Source organism: Azospirillum sp. UENF 112521 (assembly GCF_058780665.1).
This window is the reverse complement of sequence record NZ_JBSNCI010000007.1, coordinates 276,095-296,268: the sequence shown is the minus strand read 5'-3', so window position 1 is coordinate 296,268 and position 20,174 is coordinate 276,095. Positions and strand designations below refer to the sequence as shown.

Genomic DNA, 20,174 nt, shown 5'->3' with positions numbered 1-20,174 from the left:
TGCTGTTACAGGACCGGCATCAGGCCGTGGCTGCCGCCGGTCGACGATGCCGGACGGACGGCGGCGGCAACCCCAGATGATCGCGCAGCGTTCGTCCGCTGTAGGCCTCGCGGAAGATCCCGCGCCTGCGCAGCAGCGGAACGACCTCCTCCACGAAGACCTCCAGACCGGAGGCGGTGACGTCCGGCATGATGTTGAAGCCGTCGACGGCGCCTGAGCGGAACCATGCCTCGATCCCGTCGGCCACCTGCTCCGGCGTGCCGACGGCCAGGCGGTGCTGGGTCCCGCCGCCGCCCTGGGCCTTGACGAGATCGCGCACCGTCAGTCCGTTCCGCTGGGCGAGCGTCACGGTTCCCTTGAAGAAGGTCTGGCTGTGATTCTCCGGGAACGGGATGTCGGCGGGAAGCGGCTCGTCCAGCTTCAGCCGGCCGGGATCGACGTTGAGGGTGCGGGCCAGCCGCGCAAGCCCGTAATCGATCGGCACGCTCTCCCACAGTTCCCGCTCGCGCCGCTTGGCTTCGGCTTCCGTGCTGCCGAGTATGGTGACCAGACCGGGGCAGATCACCACCTCGGCCGGGGCCCGGCCGGCACGCAGCAACCGGGCCCGCAAGCCGTCGGCGAAGCTCCTGGCCTCATCGAGGCTGTGCGCGACCGAGAAGACGAGATCGGCATGGCGCGCGGCAAGGTCCTGGCCGTCGCCCGACCCTCCGGCCTGGACGATGACCGGCCGGCCCTGCGGCGAAGGCGGAACGTTGAGAGCCCCCTGTACGGAAAAGTAGCGTCCCCGATGCTTGATCGGACGGATGCGGGAACCGTCGATGAAGCGTCCGCTTTCCTTGTCGCCGACCAGGGCGTCCGGCTCCCAGCTGTCCCACAGGGCGGTCACGACATCGGCGAATTCGACGGCGCGGGCATAGCGCTGGTCATGGGGCAGCACCTCGTCGAGACCGAAGTTGCGCGCCGTGCCGGTTTCAGCGGTGGTGACGATGTTCCATCCCGACCGGCCCCCGCTGACATGGTCGAGCGACGCGAAGCGGCGCGCCACATTGTAGGGCTCGTTGTAGGTGGTCGACAGGGTGGCGATCAGCCCGATGTGCGTCGTCGCCGCCGCCATCGCCGCCAGCACGATGGTCGGCTCCAGGGCTTGGTAGGGCCGCAGGTCCGGCCGGTCCGGCAGGGCCGGATTGTCGGCGAGGAAGACGGCATCGAAGGTGCCCCGCTCGGCGAGCTGGGCTTGGCGCACGAGGAAGGCGGGGTCGATGAAGTCCGCCGCCTCGCTCTCCGGCCGTCGCCAGGCAGAGCTGTAGGAACCGGCATTCATGAAGTTCAGATTCAGGTGCAGCTGTCTTGGGGGGCTCATGGCGGCTCTCGCTGGATGGCGCATGACGCTGGAATGGAAGACGGAAGGCGGCGGAAGGGCTGCGGACGGTCGGGACGGGGGTAAGTCCCTGGACGGCCGGGCCGCACGGAGGGCCGCCCGGTTCCACGGGAAAGCCTGGAAATCTGGACAGGTTTTACGCATGTCCATCGTTGTTATACATAAAATCACATACCGGGATATTTTTGTCTATGGATCTTATAGACAAAAATGAGTAAGGGTAGAAACCAGACGGGCGGGAACCCCTGGACACCCTCCAGCCACCCCCGCCCGTGCGGATCCGGGCCAGACGGGCAATGTCAGGTCCGGCCGGATGCCAGCCGCAAGATCGCTCTCAACGCCATCAGGACAGAGGCCGGCCGATGCCGGCCGGGAGAGGCCGCGTTGCTCAAGAATCCCTCACGACCGCCGCTTCCGGCGGTCTCGCGCCGCCGCTTCTCACAAGGGGCCTTCGTCGCGCTCGCCGCGCTGGGACTGCCGGGAGGAGTGGCGTCCGCGGCACCGGTTCCCGCCGCCGGGCAGCCGGTGCGCGGCGGCACCCTGGTGGCGGTCATCCAGCCGGAACCGACGGCACTCGCCAGCGCGATCAACAACAACTATGCCAACGCCTCGGTCAGCGCGAACGTCTATGACGGTCTGCTGCGCTACGACGGGGAGATGCTGCCGCAGCCGGCGCTGGCCGAATCCTGGGAGGTGTCGGACGGCGGCCGCAGCATCGTCTTCCGGCTGCGCAAAGGGGTGAAATGGCATGATGGCGCGGACTTCACCGCCGCCGACGTACGGTTCAGCGCGCTGGAGCTGTGGAAGAAGCTGCATGCGCGCGGCCGGGTGACCTTCGCCGCCCTGCTCGACGTCGAGACGCCCGATCCGCACACCGCGATCTTCCGCCTCTCGGCGCCGGCCCCGGTGATCCTGAGCGCGCTGAACGCGGCGGAATCGCAGGTGATGCCGAAGCACCTGTACGAGAACACCGACATCCTGAAGAACCCCAGGAACAACGCGCCGGTCGGCACCGGCCCCTTCATCTTCAAGGAGTGGAGGAAGGGCCAGCACATCGTGCTGGACCGCAATCCCGCCTACTGGGACGAGGGCAAGCCCCACCTCGACCGCCTCGTCTTCCGGATCATTCCCGATGCCGCGTCGCGGGCGGTGGCCCTGGAGACCGGCGAGATCCACTATGCTCCCTTCACCGCGGTCCCGCTCGCCGATGTCGCCCGGCTCCGCGACGACCCGGCGCTGGCGGTCAGCACCAGCGGCTATGCCTTCCAGTCCCACGTCTTCCTGCTCGATTTCAATTTGTCGAACCCGCATCTGGCCGACCTGCGGGTGCGGCGCGCCATTGCCCATGCCATCGACCGCCAGGGACTGATCGACACGGTCTGGTACGGCTTCGGCAAGCCGGCGGTGAGCCCCGTGCCATCGCAGCTCTCCCGCTTCCACAATCCCGACGTCCCGCGCCACGACCACGATCCCGCCAGGGCGGAAGCGCTGCTGGACGAGGCCGGCCTGCCACGGGGGGCGAACGGCGTCCGCTTCACCGTCACCCACGACTATCTGCCCTTCGGCGAGACCTATCGGGATGCCGGCGAATACATCCGCAACAACCTGAAGAAGGTCGGCATCGACTTCGTGCTGCGCGGCCAGGACTATCCGAGCTGGACCAGGCGGGTTTACACCGACTACGCCTACGACATCGACAGCAACACCGTCGCCGTGATGATGGATCCGGAGATGGGATTGCCGCGGCTGCTGCTGTCGACCAACCATGTCCGGGGGGTTCCGACCTCCAACAACACCGGCTACGACAACCCGGAGGCCGACCGCGTCATCAAGGCGCTCCAGGTCGAGCCGGATGCCGGAAAACGCAAGGCGCTGTTCGGCGAGTTGCAGGCGATCGCAATGACCGATCTGCCGATCCTGCCGCTGTCGGAAATGCGGCACGTCACCATCCACAGCCGGAAACTCCGGGGTCTGTCACAGGCCCCCGATGCGGCGCTGGCCTCGCTCGCCGACGCCTGGCTGTCGGCCTGAGAGGAACGCATGGCCAAGGAAATCCGTTTCAACGCCTTCGTCGTCAACCGGCCGGTCCACCAGTCGCCGGGATTGTGGCGGCATCCGCGCGACCGCTCGACCTCCTACCAGGATCTCGGCTACTGGGTCGAACTGGCGCGCACGTTGGAGCGCGGCAGGTTCGACACCGTCTTCCTCGCCGACGGCATCGGGGTGAACGACGTCTATGGCGGCGGGATCGAGGCGGCGCTGCGCCATGGGTCGCAGGTGCCGACCAACGATCCCATCCTGCTGATCCCGGCGATGGCGCACGCCACCCGCGACCTCGGCTTCGCCGTCACCGGCAACCTGTCCTTCGAGCAGCCCTATCTGTTCGCCCGCCGGCTGTCCACCCTCGACCAGCTCACCCGCGGCCGGCTGGCCTGGAACATCGTCACCGGCAAGTCGGCAGCCGGCGCCAAGGGGCTGGGGCGCAGCATCGTCGCCCACGACCGGCGCTACGACATCGCCGACGAGTTCATGGAGGTGGTCTACAAGCTGTGGGAGGGCAGCTGGGAGGACGATGCGGTCCTCTGGGACCGCGAGGCCGGCATCTTCGCCGATCCCGCCAAGGTGCACCGCGTCCGTCACGACGGGGAGCATTACCGCCTCGACGCCATCCACCTGACCGAGCCGTCGCCACAGCGCACGCCCCTGCTCTTCCAGGCCGGCGGGTCGCAGCGCGGGCGCCAGTTCGCCGCCCGGCACGCCGAAGGCATCTTCCTGGCCGCCCCTACCAAGACGGTGGCCGGCGCCGTCGTCCGCGACGTGCGCCGCCGCGCCGCCGAGAACGGCCGCGACCCGGCCGAGCTTCTGTTCTTCCCGCTCGTCACCGTCATCACCGGCGAGACCGAACGGGAGGCGAAGGCCAAGCTGGCGGACTACCAGAGCTACATCAGCCACGAAGGCGCCCTCGTGCTCTTCTCCGGCTGGACCGGAATCGATCTCGCCGGGCGCGATCCCGACGAGATCCTGCGCTTCGAGGACCGCGACAACGGCGTGGTCTCCACCATCGAGGCCTTCACCACCGCCGATCCCAACCGCTCCTGGACCCTGCGCGAGATCGCCCGCCATGCCGGCATCGGCGGGCAGGGGCCGGTGATCGTCGGTTCGCCCACACAGGTGGCGGACGAGTTGCAGTCGTGGGTCGATGAGGTCGGCGCCGACGGCTTCAACCTCGCCTACGCGGTGGCGCCGGACAGCTACGTCGACTTCGTCGATCTGGTGGTGCCGGAACTGCAGCGCCGCGGCGCCTACAAGCGCGACTATGCCCCCGGCACGCTGCGCGAGAAGCTCTACGGCCCCGGACGGGCCCGGCTGAGCGCTCCGCATCCGGCGGCGGCCTTCCGGCATCTGCCGGCGGAGGACGCGGCATGACCGGCCGGACCCGCCACGGGGAAATCCGTAGGGAAATCCGTCTCAACGCCTTCCACATGAACGCGCCCGGCCATTCCTGGGCCGGCCTGTGGACCCACCCGAAGGACCGCTGCGCCGACTATACCGACCTCGATTTCTGGATCGAGCTGGCACGCACCGCCGAGCGCGGCAAGCTCGACGGCATCTTCCTGGCCGACGTCTCCGGCGTCTACGACGTCTATGCCGGCACGCCGGACGCGGCGCTGGCGGCCGGCGCCCAGATCCCGAGCAACGACCCGTCGGTCCTGATCTCCGCCATGGCCGCGGCGACCCGCGATCTCGGCTTCGGCGTCACCGCGTCGGTCGGGTACGAGCAGCCCTATTACCTCGCCCGCCGCTTCTCCACGCTCGACCACCTGACCAAGGGGCGGGTCGGCTGGAACATCGTCACCGGCTATCTGGAGAGCGCCGCCCGCGCAATCGGCGACGGCGGGGTGCGGGAGCACGACCAGCGCTACGACCGCGCCGACGAGTTCCTGGAACTGGCCTACCGGCTGTGGGAAGGCAGTTGGGAGGACGGTGCCGCGGTTCGCGACAAGGCCGGCCGGGTCTTCGTCCGGCCGGAGAAGGTCCACCGGATCACCCATCACGGCACCTTCTTCGACCTCGACGCCATCCATCTCAGCGAACCCTCGCCGCAGCGCACGCCCCTGCTCTACCAGGCCGGCACCTCGGGCCGCGGCCGCGAATTCGCGGCCCGCCACGCCGAATGCGTGTTCATGAACCAGAGCAGGGCCGCGGTGGCGGAGGCCGCCGCCGACATCCGCCGCCGCGCCGCCGCCTATGGCCGGCACCCGGAGGATCTGCTGGTCTTCGTCGGCGCCACCGTCATCGTCGCCTCGACCGAGGCGGAGGCGCGCGACAAGTACGAGGAGTACCGCAGCCATCTCGACACCCGCGGCGCGCTCGCCCTGCTGTCGGGCTGGACCGGCATCGACTTCTCGCAATACGGCCCCGACGATCCGGTGCGCTACGTCAAGAGCAACGGCATGCAGTCGAAGATCGAGGCGATGACCCTGCGCAGCCCGGACCGCGTCTGGCGGGTGCGCGATCTCGCCGATTTCGGCGAGGTCGGCGGGCGCGGTCCCTTCGTCGTCGGCACGCCGTCGCAGGTGGCCGACGAACTGCTGACCTGGGTCGAGGCCGGCGCCGACGGCTTCAACCTCACCCGCGTGGTGGAGCCGGCCAACCTGACCGACATCGTCGACCTGCTGGTGCCCGAGCTTCAGGACCGCGGGGTCTACAAGACCGAATACAGCCCCGGCACCCTGCGCGAGAAGCTGTTCGGTCCCGGCCGCGCCCGGCTTTCGCCGCGCCATCCCGGCCACGCCTTCCGCCATCCCGGCCCGACAGCCTGAACCGCCAGATCAACAGGAGTTTCGCCATGGATCTCGCCCTTGCCGGCAAGGTCGTCCTCGTCACCGGCGGCAGCAAGGGGCTCGGCCTCGCCGCCGCCCGCGCCTTCGCCCGGGAAGGCTCGCGCGTGGTCATCGCATCGCGCAGCCGTGAGAACCTCGCCGCCGCACAGGCCGCCCTGGCCGCCGAGGGGCTGGAGGTCGCGACGGTCGCCGCCGATTTCGCCGACGCCGCCGAAGCGGCCCGCGCCGTCGCCGAGGCCGAACGCCCCTTCGGCCCGATCGAGGTGCTGATCAACAGCGCCGGCGCAGCGAAGCGCACGCCGGCCGAGGAACTCGACGCCGCCGCCTGGAAGGCCGGGCTGGACGCCAAGTTCTTCCCCTACATCCATGCCCAGGACGCCGTGCTCAAGAGCTTCCGGCGACGGGCCGGGGCCGGGGCGGACGGCCGGACGGAAACCCGGCTGCCTCCGCCCCGCCAGATCGGCGCCATCGTCAACATCGTCGGCACCGGCGGCCGGATTCCCTCCGGCACCCATCTGCCGGGCGGTTCGGCCAACGCCGCCCTGCTGCTGTCGACGCTGGGGCTCGCCCGCGAATACGCGCCCTACGGCATCCGCATCAACGCCATCAATCCCGGCTTCACCCTGACCGACCGCATCGAACAGAACCTCGCCCTGGAGGCCAAGCGCCTCGGCATCAGCCGCGACGAGGCGCTGGCCGCCGGTGCCGCCGCCACGCCGCTGCGCCGCTACGGCGAGGCCCACGAGATCGCCGAGGTGGCGCTGTTCCTGGCCAGCGAGCGGGCGAGCTACATGGTCGGCGCGCTGGTCGCGGTGGACGGCGGCCAGAGCCTGGCCCTGTAGCGGCCGACTGCGGACGGAGAACGCCATGCCGACATCGCTGCGCTACGTCTTCCGCCGGCTGGTCCAGGCACTGCCGATGGCCTTCGCCATCGTGCTGCTGAACTTCCTGCTGCTGAAGCTGACGCCGGGCGACCTCGCCGACGTCATCGCCGGGGAGTCCGGCTCGGCGACGCCGGAGTTCATGGAGAACCTGCGCCGGCTCTACGGGCTCGACATTCCGGTCCACCTCCAGTTCCTGAACTACATCCAGGGCATCCTGCATTTCGACCTCGGCTATTCCTTCCGCCAGGGCATGCCGGTGGGCGAGCTGATCCTCGAACGCCTGCCGGCGACGATCCTGCTATCGCTGACCGCGATCCTGTTCGCGCTCCTGATCGGCGTGCTCCTCGGCGTGGTGGCGGCGCGGTCGCGCGGAAGCCTGCTGGACGAGGCGATCTCGGTCGTCTCCACCATGGGCTTCGCCACCCCGCTGTTCTGGGTCGGGCTGATGCTGATCGTGCTGTTCTCCATCGAACTGCGCTGGCTGCCGTCGGCCGGCATGGTGACGGTGGGGGCGGATTACCGCGGCCGTTGGGACGAGTGGCTGGACATCGGCCGGCATCTGGTGCTGCCGGCCGTGACGCTCAGCCTGTTCTTCCTGTCGATCTATGTCCGCATCACCCGCTCGGCGATGCTGGAGGTCTACGGGCTCGATTTCGTGCGTACCGCCAGGGCCAAGGGGCTGACCGAGGCCCGCGTGGTAGTCCGCCATGTGCTGCGCAATGCCCTGCTGCCCATCGTGACGGTCACCGGCCTGCAGCTCGGCGCCATCTTCGGCGGCACGGTCGTGGTCGAGACGGTGTTCGGCTGGCCCGGCCTCGGCCGGCTGGCGCAGGAGGCGGTGTTCTCGCGCGACGTCAACCTGCTGCTCGGCATCTTCCTGTGCAGTTCCTTCATCGTCATCGTCGTCAATCTGGCGGTCGACCTGCTCTATGCGGCGCTCGATCCGCGGGTGGAGGTCCGTCAATGAGCCTGTCCGCCCCGACCCATGGCGGAATGCCGGGCGGCATCCTCCAGCGCCTGATGCGCACGCCGGGACTGCGCCGGCTGCGCGGTTCGCGGGCGCTGCTGGTCGGCCTGCTGCTGCTGGCCGCCGTCGTCGCCGTCGCCCTGTCCGCCGGCCTGCTCTATCCGGGCGATCCGCGCGACATGGCCGGCCCCGCCGGCACCTGGCCCGGCATCGACGCCCGCTTCCCGCTCGGCACCGACATGCTCGGCCGCGACATGGCGGCGGCGATGGCCCATTCCGCCGGCACCTCGCTGACCGTCGGCATCGCCGCGGCGGCGCTGGCGCTGCTGGTCGGCATCGCCGCCGGCGTGCTGGCCGGCTATTTCGGCGGCGCCACCGACGACGTGCTGATGCGGATCAGCGAACTGTTCCAGACCATGCCGAGCCTGCTCTTCACCATCATCCTGGTGGTGATCCTCGGGCCGACCACCGCCAGCATCAGCTTCGCCATCGGCATCACCGCCTGGCCGCAGATCGCCCGGCTGGTGCGGGCGGAGGCGGTGCGGGTGCGCCGGCTCGACTATGTCGACGCCGCGGTCACACTGGGCATGGGACACGGGCGGATCGTCCTGCTCCATGTCCTGCCGAACAGCCTGGCCCCGGTCGTGGTCGCCGCCTCGATCCTGGTGGCCCAGGCGATCCTGTCCGACGCCTCGCTGTCCTTCCTCGGCCTCGGCGACCCCAACGGGATGAGTTGGGGCAGCATGGTCGGCGCCGGCCGGCCGATGCTGCGCACCGCCTGGTACATGACGGCGCTTCCCGGCGGGGCGATCTTCCTCACCGTCATGGGCTTCATGCTGATCGGCAACGGCCTGAACGACCTCCTCAATCCCCGCACCCCCGTGAGGTGACCCATGAGCCTGCTCGAGGTCGAAGACCTGACCGTCCGTTTCGGCGACGCCGTCGTCGTCGACCGGCTGTCCTTCTCGGTCGAGGCCGGCGAGACGCTGGCCATCGTCGGTGAATCCGGCTGCGGCAAGTCGATGACGGCGCTGGCGCTGACCCGGCTGGTGGCGCCGCCGGGACGGATCGGCGGACGGGTGCGGCTCGACGGGCTGGACCTGACCGGCCTGCCCGAGGCACGGATGCGCGCCGTGCGCGGCGACCGCATCGGCATCGTCTTCCAGGACCCGATGTCGGCGCTCAATCCGGTGCTGACCGTCGGCGAGCAGGTCGCCGAGGCGGTGCGCGCCCACAGCCCGCTCGGTACCCGGGCGGCGCGGGCGCGGGCGGCGGAGCTGCTGGATCTCGTCCATATTCCCGACGCCCACCGCCGCCTCGACGACCATCCGCACCGCTTCTCGGGCGGCATGCGCCAGCGGGTCGCCATCGCCATCGCCATCGCCGCCAACCCCGCCCTGCTGATCGCCGACGAGCCGACGACGGCGCTCGACGTCACCATCCAGGCGCAGATCCTCTGCCTGCTGGACGAGCTGCGCCGCGACCTCGGCATGGGGCTGATCCTCATCACCCACGACCTCGGCGTCGTTGCCGAAACCGCCGACCGCGTGCTGGTCATGTATGCCGGACGCAAGGTCGAGGAGCAGGACACGCCCGGCCTGTTCGCCGCCCCGCTGCACCCCTACACCCGCCGGCTGATGGGGGCCAAGCCGCGGCTGACGCTGGGCGAGCCGCCGCCGCGGCAGCGGCTGCAGGAAATCCCCGGCCTGGTGCCCCTGCCGGGCGCGATCCCGCCGGGATGCGCCTTCGCTCCGCGCTGCGCCGACGCCGATGCCGGCTGCGCCGCCGTTCCGCCGTTGCAGCGGCACGGGCGGGCCGCGGTCGCCTGCCACAAGGTCGAACTGCCGGCCTGGACGCCCCGACAGGTCCCGCGATGGACCGACCGCAGCCAATGGAGGGCGGCGGAATGAGCGCGCTTCTCGAGGTCGAGGATCTCCGCGTCCGCTACGCCACCCGGCGCGGCTCCCTGATGGCGGTTGACGGCGTGTCCTTCTCCCTGCACGCCGGCAGGACGCTGGGTCTGGTCGGCGAGTCCGGCTGCGGCAAATCCTCGCTCGGCAAGGCGATCATGCGGATCGTCGATCCGCATTCCGGCGCCATCCGGCTCGACGGCGTGGACATCGGCCGGCTGAGCGGCCACCATCTGCGCCCGCACCGCCGCCGCTTCCAGATGGTGTTCCAGGATCCGGCGGCTTCGCTCGATCCGCGCCAGCGCATCCGCCGCGCCCTGGAGGAGCCGCTGGCCGTGCATGGCCGGGGCGACCGGAGCGAGCGGCGCGACAGGGTGCGCGAGGTCATGGCCCAGGTCGGGCTGCACCCGGAGATGGCGGACCGGCTGCCGCATGAATTCTCCGGCGGCCAGCGCCAGCGCATCGCCATCGCCCGCGCCCTGATGCTGGAGCCGAGCCTGATCGTCTGCGACGAGCCGGTCTCGGCGCTCGACGTCTCGCTGCAGGCGCAGATCCTCAACCTGCTGGCCGACCTCCAGGCGTCGCGCGGGATCGCCTACCTGTTCATCAGCCACGACCTTTCGGTGGTCCAGCATCTCGCCGACCGGATCGCCGTGATGTATCTCGGCCAGATCGTCGAGATCGCCGACCGCGCGGCCCTGTGGCGGTCGCCGGCCCACCCATACACCCAGGCGCTGATCGCCGCGGTTCCGCGCATGGACCCCGAACGGCGCGGGCTGGACCGGACCCGGCTGCTGCCGGGCGACCTGCCGGCGCCGCAGGATCCGCCGCCCGGATGCCGCTTCGCCGGCCGCTGCCCCTTCGCGACCCGCCTGTGCCGCGAGCAGGCGCCGCGGCTGGCCGAGATCGCCCCCGGCCATGCGGTCGCCTGCCATCTCCATTCCGCGACCGATGCCGCGCCCGATGGTGCGCCCGATGGCGCGGCAGTCCCGTCCCTTCCCCATTTCCTGCAGAAGGACACCGTCCAATGAACGCCGTCACCGGCAAGCCCGTCCCCGCGCATGACCCGACTTTCGAGACGGCCGAGCAGAGGCAGGCCCGCGTCGATCTGGCCGCGGCCCAGCGCCTCGCGGTGATCCAGGAGATGAGCGAGGGCATCTACAACCATTTCACCCTGGCGGTTCCCGGATACGACGACCGCTTCTATGTCAGCCCGCTCGGGCTGCACTGGTCGGAGATCAAGGCCGGCGACCTGCTCACCGTCGATTACGACGGCCGCCTGCTCGACGGCAAGGGACCGCTCCAGCGTTCCGCCTTCTGCATCCACGCCCCCATCCACCGGCGCAAGCCGCAGCACGCCGCGCTGTTCCACACCCACATGCCCTACACCAGCGCGCTGACCCGGCTGCAGGACCAGCGGCTGCTGCCGATCGGGCACACCGAGGCCCAGCTGATCGCCGAGATCGCCTATGACGACGACTACACCGGCCTCGCCCGCGACCCGGCCGAGGGCGAGCGTCTGGCCGACATCCTCGGCGACAAGACCATCCTGATCATGGCGCATCACGGCGTGCTGGTCGCCGGCCGGACCATTTCGGAAGCCTACGACCGGCTCTACACGCTGGAGCGGGCGGCGCGGGTGCAGCTCTTCGCCCAATGGTCCGGCAAGCCGCTTCGCGAACTGCCCGGCGAGATGGTGGCGCATGTCCACGCCACCATCACCGGCACCCCGCTGGCCCCCGGCGTGCCGTCGGGCCACGAGCTGCATTTCGGCGCCCTGAAGCGGCTGCTCGACCGCCAGAACCCCGGCTACCGCGAATGACCGTCTCCGTTTTCGACCGAAAGGGCACCGCCGTGACTGCCTTCCCCCACGCCCCGGCCAAAACGCCAGCCGGGACGACCGGCATCGATCCCCGGACTCTTCTGGACTGGCTGGAGGACGGCGGCGAGATCGCCTTCCTCGACCTGCGCGAGGAAGGCCCCTTCGGCGAGGGGCATCCGCTTCTCGCCGTCAACATTCCGTTCAGCCGGCTGGAGTTCGACATCGCCGCGCTCGTCCCGCGCGCCGACACCCGCATCGTCCTGCTGGCCGAAGAGCCGGTCGCCGCGCGGGCGGCCAGCCGGCTCTCGGCGCTCGGCTATACCGGTGTCCATGTGCTGTCCGGCGGGGTGGAGTCCTGGTCCGCCGCCGGCCTGCCGCTCTTCCCCAGCGTCAACGTGCCGGGCAAGGCCTTCGCCGAATGCGTCGAACATGCCTATCATACACCGGACATCGAGGCGGCCGAACTCGACCGGCTCATTCGGGCCGGGGCCGATCTGGTGATCCTCGACAGCCGCACCGCCGACGAGTTCGAGCGTTTCCATGTGCCCGGTGCCGTCAGCGCGCCGGGCGCTGAGATCGTCCACCGCTTCGCCGACCTCGTTCCCTCGCCGGACAGCCTCGTCGTCGTGTCCTGCGCCGGCCGGACACGCGGCATCATCGGCGCGCAGGCGCTGATCAACGCCGGCGTTCCCAACCGCGTGGTCGCCCTGTCGGGCGGAACCCAGGGCTGGCGCCTTGCCGGTTTCGAGCTGGAACGCGACACGCCGCTTCCGCCCCGGCCGCCGGTGGGGCCGGGGTCCCGCGAAACGGCGCGGCGGCGCGCTGCCGACCTTGCCCGGCGCTTCGCCGTCCCGGTGATCGACCGCGCCGCGCTGGAGCGGCTGCGTGCCGATCCCGCCCGAACCACCTATCTCTTCGACGTCCGCCTGCCGGCCGAACATGCCGGGGAGCATGCCGACGGGGTTCCGTCCGCCCAGGGCGGGCAGCTGGTGCAGGCACTCGACACATGGGCGGCCACCCGCGGGGCACGGATCGTGCTGACCGACGACGACGGCGTGCGTGCCACCGTGACGGCGCATTGGCTGCGCCAGCTCGGCTGGGATGCGCTGGTCCTGCCCGGGCTGGTGTCGGGGACCGCCCCGCCCCCCGCCCATGCGGTGCCCGTCGCCTCCCCGCGGGCGAAGGTCCTTTCCGCCAACGAGGCGGGCGACCGGCTGCGGCGCGGTGCGGCTCTGCTCTTCTCGGATTCCAGCGGCGATTACCGCCGCTCCCACCCGGCGGGAGCGCTCTGGGCCAACCGCTCGCGCCTCGGCCCGCCGGAACGGTTCGACCGCGCGGCCGGGGTCGTGGTGACCGGGCGGGATCCGGTGACCGCCCATCTCCTCGCCCTGGACCTGGAGGAGGCCGGCATTCCGGCCGCGGTCCTTCCCGGCGGCGAGGCGGCCTGGACGGCCGCCGGGCTTACGGTCGTCACGTCACCTTCCGACCCCGACGATGCCGACCGCATCGACCATCTGTTCTGGCTCCATGACCGCCACAGCGGCAACCTCGAAGCGTCGCGCGCCTATCTCGACTGGGAGCTGTCGCTGCCGGGGGCCGTCGGTACGCCGGAAGCCGCCGGCTTCTGCATCGGACCGGCGGCGGCGCGATGACCACCCCGCGGATCTGCATCTTCGGGGCCGGCGCGGTCGGCAGCCATGTGGCGGCGAGGCTGCTGCGCGCCGGTATCCCTGGCGTCGCCGTCGTCGCGCGCGGTCCTCACCTGGCCGCGATGCGCGGGCACGGCCTGACCTTCCGGAGCGATCGGGAAGAGTTCCGCGTCGCGGTGCCGGTGGCGACCGACGACCCGTCGATCCTGCCGCCGCAGGACATCGTCGTCGTCACGCTGAAGGCGCCGGCCCTGCCAGCGGTGGCGGGCGCGCTCGCCCGGCTGCTGGCTCCCGACGGGGTCGCGGTCTTCCTGTTGAACGGGATCCCGTGGTGGTGGAACCATGGCCTGCGGGAAGGCGGCCTGCGGGAGGGCGGCGGTCCGCTGCCGCTGCTCGATCCCGACGCCGCGCTCTGGCGAAACGTCGGGCCGGCGCGGGCGTTGGGCGGGGTCGTGATGTCGCCCAACGAGATCGTCGAGCCGGGCGTCGTCGTTCATGGCGCGCACAACCGGTTCATCATCGGCGAGCCTGACGGCGGCGACAGCCCGCGGGCCCGCGGGCTGGTCGAACTGTTCACCGCCGCCGGCATGCCCGCCCTGCTGTCGACCGACATCCGGACCGACATCTGGCTCAAGCTGCTGGTCAACGCGCCGGGCAACCCGCTGGCCGCCCTGACCCGATTGTCGGCGAAGGACCGGGCCGCCGACCCCGAGCTGGCGGACCTCGGGCGGCGCATCGCCGGCGAGGTGGCCGACACCGCTCGGGCGCTCGGCTATGATCTGACCCAGCACGCCGATACCGACGATACGATGGGGTGGGCAGCCACGCGCTCGGAAACCCGGCCTTCCATGCTGCAGGATGTCCTGCACGGCCGCGCCACCGAGGTCGAATGCCTGCTCGGCCAAGTGCAGGCCTATGCCAGGGAGCGGTCCGTTCCGACGCCGGTCATCGACATCGTCCTGCCGATTCTGCGCGGCCTGGACCGGTCCCTGCGCCGGTGACGGCGCCGCAGGTCTTTTTTTAACCCCTGCATCGCCATCGGCGGCAAACACCCCGTTAGTCCGGCACCGGGCCGGCCGCCTGGATGCGCGGGACGCGGCCCTCGACCGGATAGCCGGGGTCGTTGTAGCCGGGGGTGGACGCATTGCCCGTCGACACCAGACAGTCGACCAGCGCCTCGTCCTCGGCGGTGAAGCGGTAATCGAGCGCCCGCACATAGGCGTCCCACTGTTCCTCGGTGCGGGGGCCGGCGATGGCGGCGGTGACCAGCCGGTTGTTCAACACCCAGGCCAGTGCGAAATCGGCGGCGGAGATGCCGCGGGCGGCCGCATGGTTCTGGATTTCCTGGGCGATGGCCAGGGATTCCGGGCGCCATTCGGTTTCGAGGATGCGGCGGTCGGCCCGGCCGGCCCGGGTGTCCGGCGCCGGTGCCGCCCCGGGAACATATTTGCCGGTCAGCACGCCCCGGGCGAGCGGCGAGTAGGAGACGACGCCGATCCCGTAATGGCCCGCGGCCGGAAGCTGCTCCACCTCCGCCTTGCGGTCGACGATGTTGTAGAGCGGCTGGCTCGCCACCGGCCGGTCGATGCCGTGGGCGTCGGCCAGATGAACGATCTCGGCGATCCGCCAGCCGCTGAAGTTGGACAGGCCGAAATAGCGCAGCTTGCCGGCCCGAATCAGATCGGCGATCGCCCGCACCGCCTCGTCCAGCGGTGCATCGAGCGGCGCCCGGTGGATATAGGCGATGTCGATGTAGTCGGTGCCGAGGCGGCGCAGGCTGTTCTCCACCGCTTCGACGATCCACTTGCGCGAGATGCCCCTGCTGTTCGGCCCCTCCCCCATCGGGTTGGCGAACTTGGTCGCCAGCACCCAGGCGTCGCGGTCACCGCGGATCGCGCTTCCGACCACCCGCTCCGACGCGCCCTGATGATAGACGTCGGCGGTGTCGATGAAGGTGAATCCCTGCGCCCGCGCCTTCGCGATGATGCGGTGGGCGGTCGCCTCGTCGGCTTGCCCGCCGAACATCATGGTGCCCAGCGCCAGCGGCGGAACCTTCAGTCCGCTTCGGCCAAGATTGCGGTAATCGACCATGTCCCCAAATCTCCCTTGGCTCGAAGCCTCACCCTGCGAATCCCCGGCCGGCGGCCCCCTTGGCCGGCAGCCTTGGGCGCACTCCGCGCGACCGATCCCTGCGCCGAGACCAATGGAACAGCCGTCCCGCCATTCAGGCAAGCGGCAGCGTCAGGGCGTCGTCCTCAATCTCGATCCCCAGCGCCTCGTTGAACCGGTTGAAGAAGGCGCAGAGCGCGGTGCGCAGCGTCAGTTCGACCACCTGCTCCTCGCTGAAATGCTCGCGCAGACGGGCGAACAGGGCGTCGCTCACCCGTGCCGGGTCGCGGGTGACCTGCGCCGCATAGTCCCGGACCAGACGGTCCACCGGGTCGAGCCCCGGCACGTCCGGCTCCAGGATCCGCTCCACCGTCTCGGCAGGCAGACCCTGCTCGACCAGACGCGGGGCATGGTGCGCGACGCAGTAGGCACAGGCCGCCGCCTTCGACGCGGTTACCAGCACGATCTCCAGATGCCGTTTGGAGATCACCGCGTCGGAGGCGGACTCCAGCAGCAGCCCGAAGACATGCCGCAAGGCCGGCGGGCGGTGGGCGAAGACGCGCAGCATGTTGCCGAAGGGGCCGTAGTCGCGCTGGATGCGCTCGTAGACGGCGCGGGCTTCGCCGCTGACGTCCTCGATTTCGATGTTGCGGACACGGGCCATGGAAACGGTTCCTTCTGTCGGATCAGACAAGATCGGTTTTCGACGGGGGCTCGGCAAGGTGACAGGCGACGAGGTGGTCCGCGTCGCCGACGGCACGCAGCGATGGCGCCTCATGGCGGCACCGCTCGACCGCAAGGGGGCAGCGGGTGTGGAAACGGCAGCCGGCCGGCGGCGCGAAGGCGCTGGGCAGGTCGCCGGTCAGCGCCGCCCGCGTCAGCCGCTCCGCCGGCCGGTCCAGATCGGGGACCGCATCGAACAGCGCCCGGGTATAGGGGTGCAGCGGACGCCGCCACAGCGCCGCGCGCGGGGCGGTCTCGACGATGCGGCCGAGATACATCACGCCGACCCGGTCGGCGATGTGTTCGACCACCGACAGGTCGTGGCTGATGAACAGGAAGGCGACGCCGAGATCGCGTTGCAGATCGTCCAGCAGATTGAGGATCTGCGCCTGCACCGAGACGTCGAGCGCCGACACCGGCTCGTCGCAGACCACCAGCGCCGGCGACAGGGCAAGCGCGCGGGCGATGCCGATGCGCTGGCGCTGGCCGCCGGAAAACTCGTGCGGATGGCGCGAGGCCGCGTCCGCGGGCAAGCCGACGCGGGCGAGCAGCTCGGCAACGCGGTCGCGCCGTTCCGACCGCCGGCCGATGCCGTGGACGTGCAGAGGTTCGGCCAGCAGCTGCCCGACGGTCCAGCGGGGATCGAGCGAGCCGAACGGATCCTGGAACACCATCTGCAACTTGCGCCGGATCGGGCGCAGCGCCGCCCGGCTCTTGCCGGACAGATCGTCGCCGTCCAGACGGATGCGGCCGGCAGCCGGCTCGATCAGCCGCAGGATCGCCCGGCCGAGCGTCGATTTCCCGCAGCCGGACTCGCCCACGAGGCCGAGCGTCTCGCCCCGCCCGACGGTCAGCGACACCCCATCCACCGCGTGGACCACACCATGCGGCGTGTCGTAGCGGACGACGAGACCCTCGACCGCCAGAAGCGGGTCTCCCTGCCCGGCGTCGGGGCGCACGGGGTCAGGCGAGGCGGGCATGGGGAAGGCTATGGCTTGGGGCAAGGAAGTCTCCGACGCGTAGGCAGGCGACCTGCCCATCTTCCAACGATGTCAGGGGCGGTTCGGCGGCGGTGCAGTCTTCCGTCGCCAGCGCGCAGCGCGGGGCGAATGCGCAGCCCGGCGGCATCGCCGCCAGCGACGGCACGGTACCGGGTATCTCGACCAGCCGGGGACGCTCCCCGCCCTCGACGCGGCGGCGGGGGCGGGCGGCGATCAGGCCGCGGGTGTAGGGGTGCAGCGGGGTCGCGAACAGGTCGGCGGCGGCGCGCTCCTCGACCTTGCGGCCGGCATACATCACCAGCACCCGCTCGGCATGGCCGGCGACGACGCCAAGATCGTGGGTGATCAGGACGACGCCCATGCCGCCCTGCTTCAGCTCGTCGATCAGGTCGAGAATCTGCGCCTGGATGGTGACGTCGAGCGCCGTCGTCGGCTCGTCGGCGACCAGAACCGCCGGGTTGCAGGCCAGCGCCATGGCGATCACCACCCGCTGGCGCATCCCGCCGGACAGCCGGTGCGGGTGCTCGCCGAAGCGGCGGACCGGGTCGGGGATGTGGACGCGCTCCAGCAGCGTCAGCGCGCGGTCGCGGGCCTCGCGGCGGCTCACCGGTTCATGGTCGCGGATGGTTTCGACGATCTGTTCGCCGATGGTCAGCACCGGGTTGAGCGTGGTCATCGGTTCCTGGAAGACCATGGCGATGCGGCGGCCGCGGACATCGCGCAGAGCCTCCTGACCGAACCCCAGCAGGTTGCGTCCCTCCAGCCGGATCGCCTTGCCCTCGGCGCGGCCCGGCGGTGGAACGAGGCCGAGAAGGGCCAGCGCGGTGATCGACTTGCCGCAGCCGGACTCGCCGACGATGGCCAGCGTCTCGCCGCGCGCCACCTGGAAGGACAGGTTGCGCACCGCCAGCAGGCTGCGCCCGCGCTCCTGGAAGCGGATGGACAAATCCTCCACCTCCAGAACGGGCTGGGCCAGAACGGGTTGAGGGAATTGGGTCATCGGCGGTTCTGCCTGGGATCGAGAGCGTCGTTCAGCCCGTCGCCGAGCAGGTTCAGGGCCAGCACCGCCGCGACGATGGCGAGGCCCGGCAATGTCGCGACGTACCAGTCGGTGCGCAGCACCTCGCGGCCGGCGCCGACCATGCTGCCCCAGCTGACGATGTTGGGATCGCCCAAGCCCAGGAAGGCGAGGCTCGATTCCGTCAGGATCGCCGACGCCACCATGATCGAGGCCGACACGACGATCGGCGCCAGCACGTTGGGCAGCACATGGGTCAGGATGATGCGCGCATCCGACAGGCCGAGCACGATGCTGGCCTGGACCATTTCGCCGTCGCGCAGGCGCAGCACCTCCGCCCGCACCAGCCGGGCCAGGCTGGGCCAGGAGGTCAGTCCGATGGCGAGTACCACCGTGGTCATGGTCGGTTGCAGGATGGCGACGATGACGATGGCGAACAGGAAGGGCGGGATGGTCTGGAACAGCTCGGTCACATGCATCAGTGCGTGATCGGCACGGCCCCGGAAGAAGCCGGCGATGGCGCCGACGCCGACGCCGATGACCAGCGACACCAGCGTCGCCACCCCACCGATCAGCAGCGACACCCGCGCGCCGTGGAAGATGCCGGCGGCGATGTCGCGCCCCATCATGTCGGTGCCGAGCGGGAAATCGGGATCGGCGCCCGGCCAGAGGAAGGGCGTGCCCACCATGTCGAGCGGATCGACCGGATAAGCGACGTCGGCCAGCGCCGCCATGGCGAGGATGGCGCCGAGCAGCGCCAGCCCGGCGACCGCCGATGGCCGGCGCAGCAGGCGGGCGAACAGGCCGCGGCGGACGGGCCGCTCCTCCGCAGCGGGAAGGACGGAATGGGCGATGCTCATCTGGCAAGCTCGATGCGCGGATCGAGCACCGTGTAGAGGAGATCGACCGCGAGATTGACGACCACGACCACCGCCGAGCTGCACAGCAGGATGCCGAGCAGCAGGTTCAGGTCGCGTTGGAACAGCGCCTCGAAGGCGAGGCGGCCCAGCCCCGGCCAGGCGAAGATGGTCTCCACCAGCACCGCCCCGCCGAGGATCGAGCCGACCTGCACCCCGAGCATGGTGACAACGGGCAGCAGCGCGTTGCGCAGCACGTGGCGCAGCGCGATGCGGCGCGGCTTCAACCCCTTGGCGACGGCGGTGCGGACGAAGTCCTGGGTCGTCACCTCCAGCATCGCCGCCCGCATCAGGCGGGTGTAGATGGCGAGGTAGAACAGCCCGAGGGTCGCCGCCGGCAGCACCAGATGACGGGCGACGTCCTTGACATGGTCCCAGCCGCCATAGCCGGCCTCGACGCTGGTCATGCCGCCGACCGGCAGCCAGTCCAGCCCGACCGAGAAGACCACCACCAGCACCAGTCCGATCCAGAACACCGGCGTGGCATAGAACAGCAGGGCCAGCGTCGAGATCAGCGTATCCGCCAGCCGCCCGGCGTTGCGCGCGGCGACCACGCCGAGCGCCGACCCAGCCAGCACGGCGAACCCGATGCTGGCGGTCATCAGCAGCAGGGTGGCCGGCAGCCGCTGTCCGATCAGCTCCAGCACCGGCAGGCCATGCCGGAAGGAGAAACCGAGGTTGAAGGTCAGCAGGTTGCCGAGATACTGGACGAACTGGACCGGCAGCGGCTGGTCCAGCCCGAACTGGCGGCGCAGGGCCGCCATGTATTCCGGCGTTGCCGATCCCGCCTCCCCCGCCAGCACCTGGGCCGCGTCGCCGGGGGCCAAGTGCAGCAGGAAGAAGTTGACGACGGCGATGCCGAGCACGACCAGCGCCATGTGAACCAGCCTCCCCGCCCAGAAGCGGAGCCGCCGCCGGCCAACCCTGCCCACAGGCATCGAGAATCCGGCCA

General features: G+C 70.5%; 18 protein-coding genes. 11 read left to right on the top strand and 7 right to left on the bottom strand.

The features are described from left to right. Positions 1-19: 19 nt before the first annotated feature. Positions 20-1,360, bottom strand: coding sequence for an LLM class flavin-dependent oxidoreductase (locus ACWPN8_RS30095; RefSeq protein ID WP_492243433.1), 1,341 nt, complete (start codon positions 1,358-1,360; stop codon positions 20-22). Between the two features lie 402 nt (positions 1,361-1,762). Between ACWPN8_RS30095 and ACWPN8_RS30090 the strand changes: the two genes are divergently transcribed. Genes ACWPN8_RS30090 through ACWPN8_RS30040 form a run of 11 tightly spaced genes read left to right on the top strand, consistent with a single transcriptional unit; the run spans position 1,763 to position 14,455 of the window. Then, a complete protein-coding gene (locus ACWPN8_RS30090; protein ID WP_492243432.1) occupies positions 1,763-3,409 on the top strand; it encodes an ABC transporter substrate-binding protein in 1,647 nt (548 codons plus the stop codon). 9 nt (positions 3,410-3,418) lie between these two features. Then, positions 3,419-4,804 carry an LLM class flavin-dependent oxidoreductase gene (locus ACWPN8_RS30085; RefSeq protein WP_492243431.1) on the top strand — a complete coding sequence of 462 codons (1,386 nt, stop codon included), beginning with the start codon at positions 3,419-3,421 and terminating at the stop codon, positions 4,802-4,804. Continuing rightward, positions 4,801-6,201 carry an LLM class flavin-dependent oxidoreductase gene (locus tag ACWPN8_RS30080; RefSeq protein WP_492243430.1) on the top strand — a complete coding sequence of 467 codons (1,401 nt, stop codon included), beginning with the start codon at positions 4,801-4,803 and terminating at the stop codon, positions 6,199-6,201. Before ACWPN8_RS30085 ends, ACWPN8_RS30080 begins: the two co-directional genes overlap by 4 nt. 26 nt (positions 6,202-6,227) lie before the next feature. Then, the gene (locus ACWPN8_RS30075; protein ID WP_492243429.1) at positions 6,228-7,064 is read left to right on the top strand and encodes an SDR family NAD(P)-dependent oxidoreductase; all 837 of its coding nucleotides are present in this window, start codon (positions 6,228-6,230) and stop codon (positions 7,062-7,064) included. A gap of 25 nt (positions 7,065-7,089) precedes the next feature. Then, complete coding sequence (locus tag ACWPN8_RS30070; protein WP_492243428.1) at positions 7,090-8,073, top strand: ABC transporter permease; 984 nt, start codon at positions 7,090-7,092, stop codon at positions 8,071-8,073. Then, positions 8,070-8,963 carry an ABC transporter permease gene (locus tag ACWPN8_RS30065; protein ID WP_455180355.1) on the top strand — a complete coding sequence of 298 codons (894 nt, stop codon included), beginning with the start codon at positions 8,070-8,072 and terminating at the stop codon, positions 8,961-8,963. The genes ACWPN8_RS30070 and ACWPN8_RS30065 overlap by 4 nt, the downstream gene beginning before the upstream one ends. A 3-nt stretch (positions 8,964-8,966) precedes the next feature. Beyond that, a complete protein-coding gene (locus ACWPN8_RS30060; RefSeq protein WP_492243427.1) occupies positions 8,967-9,983 on the top strand; it encodes an ABC transporter ATP-binding protein in 1,017 nt (338 codons plus the stop codon). Next, the gene (locus tag ACWPN8_RS30055; RefSeq protein WP_492243426.1) at positions 9,980-11,014 is read left to right on the top strand and encodes an ABC transporter ATP-binding protein; all 1,035 of its coding nucleotides are present in this window, start codon (positions 9,980-9,982) and stop codon (positions 11,012-11,014) included. Before ACWPN8_RS30060 ends, ACWPN8_RS30055 begins: the two co-directional genes overlap by 4 nt. Beyond that, positions 11,011-11,805: a class II aldolase/adducin family protein gene (locus ACWPN8_RS30050; protein ID WP_492243425.1), complete on the top strand. Its 795-nt coding sequence runs from the start codon at positions 11,011-11,013 to the stop codon at positions 11,803-11,805. The genes ACWPN8_RS30055 and ACWPN8_RS30050 overlap by 4 nt, the downstream gene beginning before the upstream one ends. Next, positions 11,802-13,457: a rhodanese-like domain-containing protein gene (locus ACWPN8_RS30045; protein WP_492243424.1), complete on the top strand. Its 1,656-nt coding sequence runs from the start codon at positions 11,802-11,804 to the stop codon at positions 13,455-13,457. Before ACWPN8_RS30050 ends, ACWPN8_RS30045 begins: the two co-directional genes overlap by 4 nt. Beyond that, complete coding sequence (locus ACWPN8_RS30040; protein ID WP_492243423.1) at positions 13,454-14,455, top strand: ketopantoate reductase family protein; 1,002 nt, start codon at positions 13,454-13,456, stop codon at positions 14,453-14,455. The genes ACWPN8_RS30045 and ACWPN8_RS30040 overlap by 4 nt, the downstream gene beginning before the upstream one ends. A gap of 55 nt (positions 14,456-14,510) precedes the next feature. Here ACWPN8_RS30040 and ACWPN8_RS30035 read toward each other — a convergent pair whose 3' ends face one another. The 6 genes from ACWPN8_RS30035 to ACWPN8_RS30010 all read right to left on the bottom strand — a co-directional run bounded on the left by ACWPN8_RS30035 (position 14,511) and on the right by ACWPN8_RS30010 (position 20,160). Next, positions 14,511-15,545, bottom strand: a complete 1,035-nt coding sequence (locus ACWPN8_RS30035) for an aldo/keto reductase (RefSeq protein ID WP_492243422.1) — start codon at positions 15,543-15,545, stop codon at positions 14,511-14,513. Between the two features lie 133 nt (positions 15,546-15,678). Next, complete coding sequence (locus ACWPN8_RS30030) at positions 15,679-16,227, bottom strand: carboxymuconolactone decarboxylase family protein (RefSeq protein WP_109095599.1); 549 nt, start codon at positions 16,225-16,227, stop codon at positions 15,679-15,681. Positions 16,228-16,249: 22 nt separating this feature from the next. Continuing rightward, positions 16,250-17,266 carry an ABC transporter ATP-binding protein gene (locus ACWPN8_RS30025; protein ID WP_492243496.1) on the bottom strand — a complete coding sequence of 339 codons (1,017 nt, stop codon included), beginning with the start codon at positions 17,264-17,266 and terminating at the stop codon, positions 16,250-16,252. Then, positions 17,250-18,287, bottom strand: a complete 1,038-nt coding sequence (locus ACWPN8_RS30020; protein WP_492243421.1) for an ABC transporter ATP-binding protein — start codon at positions 18,285-18,287, stop codon at positions 17,250-17,252. Before ACWPN8_RS30020 ends, ACWPN8_RS30025 begins: the two co-directional genes overlap by 17 nt. Then, positions 18,284-19,165 (bottom strand): ABC transporter permease, encoded by an 882-nt coding sequence (locus ACWPN8_RS30015; protein ID WP_492243420.1) that lies wholly within the window; start codon positions 19,163-19,165, stop codon positions 18,284-18,286. Before ACWPN8_RS30015 ends, ACWPN8_RS30020 begins: the two co-directional genes overlap by 4 nt. After that, complete coding sequence (locus ACWPN8_RS30010; protein ID WP_492243419.1) at positions 19,162-20,160, bottom strand: ABC transporter permease; 999 nt, start codon at positions 20,158-20,160, stop codon at positions 19,162-19,164. Before ACWPN8_RS30010 ends, ACWPN8_RS30015 begins: the two co-directional genes overlap by 4 nt. Positions 20,161-20,174: the final 14 nt, after the last annotated feature.

Coding starts and splice junctions, on each gene's coding strand:
- ACWPN8_RS30070 (WP_492243428.1), top strand. CDS start 7,090: ATGCCGACATCGCTGCGCTACGTCTTCCGCCGGCTGGTCCAGGCACTG.
- ACWPN8_RS30045 (WP_492243424.1), top strand. CDS start 11,802: ATGACCGTCTCCGTTTTCGACCGAAAGGGCACCGCCGTGACTGCCTTC.
- ACWPN8_RS30075 (WP_492243429.1), top strand. CDS start 6,228: ATGGATCTCGCCCTTGCCGGCAAGGTCGTCCTCGTCACCGGCGGCAGC.
- ACWPN8_RS30030 (WP_109095599.1), bottom strand. CDS start 16,227: ATGGCCCGTGTCCGCAACATCGAAATCGAGGACGTCAGCGGCGAAGCC.
- ACWPN8_RS30095 (WP_492243433.1), bottom strand. CDS start 1,360: ATGAGCCCCCCAAGACAGCTGCACCTGAATCTGAACTTCATGAATGCC.
- ACWPN8_RS30065 (WP_455180355.1), top strand. CDS start 8,070: ATGAGCCTGTCCGCCCCGACCCATGGCGGAATGCCGGGCGGCATCCTC.
- ACWPN8_RS30050 (WP_492243425.1), top strand. CDS start 11,011: ATGAACGCCGTCACCGGCAAGCCCGTCCCCGCGCATGACCCGACTTTC.
- ACWPN8_RS30060 (WP_492243427.1), top strand. CDS start 8,967: ATGAGCCTGCTCGAGGTCGAAGACCTGACCGTCCGTTTCGGCGACGCC.
- ACWPN8_RS30010 (WP_492243419.1), bottom strand. CDS start 20,160: ATGCCTGTGGGCAGGGTTGGCCGGCGGCGGCTCCGCTTCTGGGCGGGG.
- ACWPN8_RS30040 (WP_492243423.1), top strand. CDS start 13,454: ATGACCACCCCGCGGATCTGCATCTTCGGGGCCGGCGCGGTCGGCAGC.
- ACWPN8_RS30080 (WP_492243430.1), top strand. CDS start 4,801: ATGACCGGCCGGACCCGCCACGGGGAAATCCGTAGGGAAATCCGTCTC.
- ACWPN8_RS30035 (WP_492243422.1), bottom strand. CDS start 15,545: ATGGTCGATTACCGCAATCTTGGCCGAAGCGGACTGAAGGTTCCGCCG.
- ACWPN8_RS30015 (WP_492243420.1), bottom strand. CDS start 19,165: ATGAGCATCGCCCATTCCGTCCTTCCCGCTGCGGAGGAGCGGCCCGTC.
- ACWPN8_RS30055 (WP_492243426.1), top strand. CDS start 9,980: ATGAGCGCGCTTCTCGAGGTCGAGGATCTCCGCGTCCGCTACGCCACC.
- ACWPN8_RS30085 (WP_492243431.1), top strand. CDS start 3,419: ATGGCCAAGGAAATCCGTTTCAACGCCTTCGTCGTCAACCGGCCGGTC.
- ACWPN8_RS30020 (WP_492243421.1), bottom strand. CDS start 18,287: ATGACCCAATTCCCTCAACCCGTTCTGGCCCAGCCCGTTCTGGAGGTG.
- ACWPN8_RS30025 (WP_492243496.1), bottom strand. CDS start 17,266: ATGCCCGCCTCGCCTGACCCCGTGCGCCCCGACGCCGGGCAGGGAGAC.